Origin of the sequence: Gemmatimonas sp., from assembly GCF_031426495.1 — a bacterium.
Classification (GTDB): domain Bacteria; phylum Gemmatimonadota; class Gemmatimonadetes; order Gemmatimonadales; family Gemmatimonadaceae; genus Gemmatimonas.
Genome location: NZ_JANPLK010000075.1, coordinates 1 through 3,042, shown reverse-complemented (window position 1 = coordinate 3,042; position 3,042 = coordinate 1). Strand labels below are relative to the sequence as shown.

General features: G+C 66.5%; 3 protein-coding genes. 1 reads left to right on the top strand and 2 read right to left on the bottom strand.

The genetic code is table 11. From position 1 onward, the window contains the following. On the top strand, window positions 1-248 hold a 248-nt coding region (locus tag RMP10_RS18560), incomplete at its 5' end, for a hypothetical protein (RefSeq protein WP_310571607.1). A gap of 195 nt (window positions 249-443) precedes the next feature. Here the strand turns inward: RMP10_RS18560 and istB are convergent. Together istB and istA are read right to left on the bottom strand one after the other, a co-directional pair. Then, window positions 444-1,199, bottom strand: a complete 756-nt coding sequence (gene istB, locus RMP10_RS18555; protein WP_310571606.1) for an IS21-like element helper ATPase IstB — start codon at window positions 1,197-1,199, stop codon at window positions 444-446. A gap of 1 nt (window position 1,200) precedes the next feature. Continuing rightward, window positions 1,201-2,778: an IS21 family transposase gene (gene istA / locus RMP10_RS18550; RefSeq protein WP_310571605.1), complete on the bottom strand. Its 1,578-nt coding sequence runs from the start codon at window positions 2,776-2,778 to the stop codon at window positions 1,201-1,203. Window positions 2,779-3,042 lie beyond the last annotated feature (264 nt).

The following is a 3,042-nucleotide window of genomic DNA, read 5'->3' as shown; positions in this document are numbered from 1 at the left end:
AACACTGTCTTCGCAAGGTGGCGTTGTGCGACATGTTCCAATTCCCACCGAACACCACGGGAGGTCCCGACGACGACGACGATGAGCCGCGCTCGCAGCAGGAGTTCGGTAAGCTCCTCGCGCCACGTCGGACCGAGACGGAGACGGAGTGCACCCAACCGGGGCAACGGGCGATCCGGCTCATCGACAGCGATAACCGTCCCCACCGACTTCAGCGCCTCGCAGACGGTCTCCTCGAAGGCCCGTGACGGCAGCGGGAGCCACATCTTCGTAATCCACGACAGTTTGTGCTTTTCAGTGCGTATTCCGGTCAAAGCGGCCAGCTAATCCGATTCAATTCGGCCAGGGATTCTGAATCAATTCGGCCATGGCTTCCGGTCCATTTCGGCCAGCGTGCCGTGGTGTCGCGTGTGGTGGAGCGGGCGTGGGATCGGTGAGTGGGATTAGAGTGCTGGAGTGTCCGTCGCGGGGTGCGCGCCGAGCTTACGCAGGGATCCTCCGGTGAGCGTGATGCGATGCGCGTGATGGACCAGGCGATCCATGATGGCGTCGCCGAAGGTGGCGTCCCCGACGCCTTCGTGCCAGTGCTCGACGGGCACTTGGCTCGTGAGCAGCGTCGCCCGACGGCCCGTGCGGTCCTCGATCATTTCCAGGAGGTCCCGACGCTCACGATCGCCGATCGGGGCCAGTCCCCAGTCGTCGAGGATCAAGAGATCCGCCTTGCCGAGTTGCGCGAGCACCTTGCTGTACGTGCCGTCGCTGCGCGCGATCGCGAGCTCTGGGAGTAGGCGCGGCAGGCGGAGATACCGCACGAGGTAGCCGTGCCGACACGCACTATGCCCCAGCGCACAGGCGAGCCACGACTTACCCGTACCGGTCGGTCCGGTGATGAGCAGCACGCCGTGCTGCTGGATCCAGTCGCCCGTCGCGAGTCGCAAGAGCTGCGATTTGTCAAGCCCGCGCTTCACGCGAAAGTTCACATCCTCGATCGACGCACTATGACGCAGTCGCGCGAGGTGCAGCAGCCGCGTGAGCCGTCGATTCTCGCGCGCGACGTGTTCGCGCTCCAAGAGGAGGGCGAGACGATCTTCAAAATCGAGCGAGACGACATCGGGCTGTCGCCGCTGTTCGTCGAGGGCCTCCGCCATCGCCGGCAGTTTCAAGCGATGCAGCAGGTCGGTGGTTTGTTGGGCGAGCATGTCAGTCGACTCCGACGAAGAGGGAGAGTGTGGTGGTGTCCGCGGACGCCGCCGACTCCGCGTAATAGCCGGCCCCGCGCACATTGTCGTGCGTGGCCGGGAGGTGGGTGGTGGGCTCGATCGCGTCAGGTGGGGTGTGATCGAGGCCGAGCTTGAGGATGGAGTGCAGCGAGCGATACGTCATCGCGCCCGTCGCCTGCGCCCGCTGCGCGGCGGCCTCGAGGCGCGCCTCGCCGTAGCGCTTCCCGAGCGACAGCAGGCCGAGACAGGCGCGATAGCCTTGCTCCGGATGCGGCTTGTGTTCGAGGATGTGGGCGACCACCGCGCCCGTCGCGACGCCGATGGATTCGCCCCAGTGCACCAGCCGCGACGGCGTCCACTCGAGATGCCGCGTGTGCGACTTGGGCCGATGCGCGGGATCCGTGGAGTAGCCGCCCGCGCTCGCGCGTCGCACATGCGCCGCGACGCGCTGGCCCTGGTGCAAGATCTCGCACATCGTCGATGTCAGGCGCACGTCGACGGTGGCGCGCACCAGCGTATACGGGACGCTGTAGCAGTGCTTCTCCACCGCGATGTGATAGTCGATGTTCACCTTCGCCGTGCGCCACTCCGCGTACTCGTAGCGTGTCGCCGGCAGCGGGCGGAGCGCCGGGCGATCCGTGGCCTCGAAGAGCGAGCGACGCGTCCCGGGCAGCTTCTGAAACGGGCGGTCGTTGAGCCGCTCCAGACGCTCCCGTAGCGCGGCATTGAGCTCGGCCAGCGACGTGAAGCGGGAATGACGGAGGGGCGCGAGTAGTTCGCGCTCGACGATCTGCACCGCCGTTTCCACTTTCGCTTTGTCGCGCGGCGCGGCGACGCGCGTGGGTAAGACCGCTGTGCCGTAGTGCGTCGCGAACTCGGCGTAGGTCGCGTTGATTTCCGGCGCGTAGTACGACGCGTACGTCACGGCCGCCTTGAGGTTGTCCGGGATGAGCAAGGCTGGGACGCCCCCGAAAAACTCCATCATGCGCACGTGCGACGCGATCCAATCGGGCAGCGATTGGGTCCACGTCGCTTCGGCAAACGTGTAGTTACTCGCGCCGAGTGCCGCGACGAAGATCTGCGCCTCGCGGATCTCGCCCGTCGCGGCATCGACGAGGTCGACCGTCAGCCCTGCATAGTCGACAAAGAGCCGCTCGCCGGCCACATACTCTTGGCGCATCACGGGGTCGATCGTGTCACGCCACTGCCGATAGCGTTCCGCAAACTGACTGTAGCTGTAGCCGGTCGGTTCGCGCTGGCGATACTCCTGCCAGAGCAGCAGCAGGGTCACGCCTTTCCGCTTCTTCTCCTGCGCGAGCTGCGCCCAGTCGGGGAGCGGCCGACCCGCCGGCGCGGGCACGATCGCGCGCGTGAAGAGCGCCTGCTCCAGCGCCCCGTCGGTCAGCGCCGCCGCGAGCGGCCACGTGAGGCCGCTCGCCCCAAAGCGCGCGCAGTAGTCCTGCACCGTCGTGCGCGGCACGCCAAGACTGCGCGCCGCGTGGCGTTCGCTCAGGCCCGCCTCGAACCGAAGGCGGAGTACATCTCGAATCATTCGCATCGGGATCCTGTCGCGGGGCACGCGGTCACTCCGGTGAAAGTCCCGGAAGGACGCACGAATCACGCGGAGAGGGATCCCACGCCGTTTACCGCACCAACACCGCCGTCCCCCTGGCCGGATTCCGCCGGAAAGGGTGGCCGGATTCACCCAGAATCGGTGGCCGGATTCCGCCGGAATGCCTGGCCGGATTCAACCGGAATGCCTGGCCGGTTTGCGCCGGAATACGCATTTCAGTAGACGCATCACTCGTGTCGTCTGCGAAGG

Bases quoted from the DNA above. Each gene is read 5' to 3' on its own strand.
- istA (WP_310571605.1), bottom strand. From the start codon at position 2,778: ATGCGAATGATTCGAGATGTACTCCGCCTTCGGTTCGAGGCGGGCCTG.
- istB (WP_310571606.1), bottom strand. From the start codon at position 1,199: ATGCTCGCCCAACAAACCACCGACCTGCTGCATCGCTTGAAACTGCCG.